Source organism: Paenibacillus zanthoxyli JH29, assembly GCF_000520715.1.
In the GTDB taxonomy this organism is placed as follows: domain Bacteria; phylum Bacillota; class Bacilli; order Paenibacillales; family Paenibacillaceae; genus Paenibacillus_AQ; species Paenibacillus_AQ zanthoxyli.
The window spans coordinates 1-1834 of sequence record NZ_ASSD01000633.1 but is presented as its reverse complement, the minus strand read 5'-3'; the positions used below and the strand labels follow the sequence as shown (position 1 = coordinate 1834).

The following is a 1834-nucleotide window of genomic DNA, read 5'->3' as shown; positions in this document are numbered from 1 at the left end:
CACAAAGTCAAAAGCTAACCTTTTTCAGTGGCCTCCCGACAAGGTGGAGGGGCTTTTTTCTTTGGCCAGATACAAGTGCCCTTTCACGATTCTTGTCTAGAGCATCTTCTCTTTCTGCTAAGCAAAAGTACCGTCAGAAGAAGCACTGACAAGCACCATCGGCACTTCTGACACTTTTCTTACCCGCCTCGAGGAGTCTCCTCCGTTCGCGAATCTCTTCCTTCCATAGGATGTAACGAGGATGCTCCAAAATACGATAGCCCTATGTACCTTTTCAAACGTTACCATAGTCCGGAACCTGCACACATATATACAAATCCATAGCTTACAAGAAATTCCGCAAAAAACTTGCCCTTACTTATGATACGGTTCAGCGCGAATGATCTTAAACTATCCTACCCTTTAGTTAAATAGCGACGGATTCTAAAGGCTGATCCGCCGCCAATACAAACTAAAAAAATCGTCGATAGAGTTCTCTCCGACGTTCGCCGCGGAGCTGTGCGTAGACTTGAGTAGTCGATGCCTTCTCATGACCGAGCATTCCTTGGATGAAATCCAATGGGGCACCATTATCAAGGAGTTGGCATGCATAAGTATGTCGAAAGCGATGCGGGTATACGTTCACAATTTCTCCCCGATCTGCAAGCCGTTTTATTGCCCATCTAATCGTAGGTATAGCCATTCGTTTTGTTGGATGTGTATCGGTAACGAATAAGGCTTTGCAGGAGTCCTCACGGCTGGACAGGTACTTCTTTAACCATACTTTGCACTCTGTCGTAAAGTAAACTTCTCTTTGCTTCGATCCCTTGCCATTAACGATTGCTGAGCAGTTCTCCCAGTTAATATCCTCGATGTTGATCTTTTCTACCTCCCCAACCCGGCAGCCGGTGCTGTAGAGAAACTCAAGAAGCGCTCTTTCCCTGAGTGACTGACATGAAATTTTCAAGTGTATGACGATCTTCCTCAATCAAAAACTTAGGAATGCGCTTATCTAATTTCGGTTCTCTCAATTTTAGAGAAGGATTTGAAGTCAGATATGTCTCTTCATAAGCGTAGCGGAAAAGAGAACGAACAAAACGAATTCGATGACCAAGGCTGTTTGGCTTCAAACGAACTGCTTGTTTTGCTAAGTACTCCTTCAGCATGTTCGACGTTACCTCTGTGACATTGAGATTGCCTAGCTCCAACATCAACATCTTGTGCTGAAGGGCGTATGCTTTTAATGTTTTAGGACTGAACCCTTGAATGCGTTTGTCAGCCTCATACAAACTCCATAACTCACTTAAGTTCATAACAAAACCTCCCTTTAGAAGCTATTAAATCTAGTTTGCTTCTAAGGAGAGGTTTTAATCTGCCTGCTGTAGTGAACTAACGTTCCCCGTTAGCGGAATAAATGTTTATAGGCAAAAGGAAAATCTATGACGACATAGTCTAAATACTCGGTAAGAAAAGACTGCAAATCTCTAATAAGAGGAGCTAAGTTCCACTCATCATAATTTGCACCATTTTCAAGTTGATAATATCATCAGGTCCATCGAAATCATATTCGTCATAGTATAGTCCTTTGAAATTCTTTAACGCTTCCTTAAGTTGTTTTGTAATTGTCGTTTTCCCCTCACCAGAAACAGCTGCAATCGCAATGACAAATAGTTACTTTAACTTTTCCATAAATACTCCCTTCACTGGAAAAGAACTTCGTTATCAGCCTATGCACGTTACTTCAATGAAAAAAATGTGCAGCGCCGCGGCGGCATACTCGCACTCTTTTCTTTATTATAATGTAGAAAAATTGAATATTTTGCTTCGTCGCTATAGTGGATGCCTGATGTCTGCT

At 42.1% G+C, this 1834-nt stretch carries 3 protein-coding genes; 1 reads left to right on the top strand and 2 read right to left on the bottom strand.

Translation table 11 applies throughout. The features are described from left to right. Positions 1-451: 451 nt before the first annotated feature. On the bottom strand, positions 452-946 hold the full coding sequence (locus tag L691_RS34110; protein ID WP_332249115.1) for a tyrosine-type recombinase/integrase: 495 nt from the start codon (positions 944-946) through the stop codon (positions 452-454). Further along, positions 903-1292 carry a phage integrase SAM-like domain-containing protein gene (locus L691_RS34105; protein ID WP_332249114.1) on the bottom strand — a complete coding sequence of 130 codons (390 nt, stop codon included), beginning with the start codon at positions 1290-1292 and terminating at the stop codon, positions 903-905. The genes L691_RS34110 and L691_RS34105 overlap by 44 nt, the downstream gene beginning before the upstream one ends. A 347-nt stretch (positions 1293-1639) precedes the next feature. Here L691_RS34105 and L691_RS33805 point away from each other — a divergent pair. Beyond that, a partial coding sequence (locus L691_RS33805) for a hypothetical protein (RefSeq protein ID WP_232229271.1) occupies positions 1640-1834 on the top strand: 195 nt, incomplete at its 3' end.

Coding starts and splice junctions, on each gene's coding strand:
- L691_RS34105 (WP_332249114.1), bottom strand. CDS start 1,292: ATGAACTTAAGTGAGTTATGGAGTTTGTATGAGGCTGACAAACGCATT.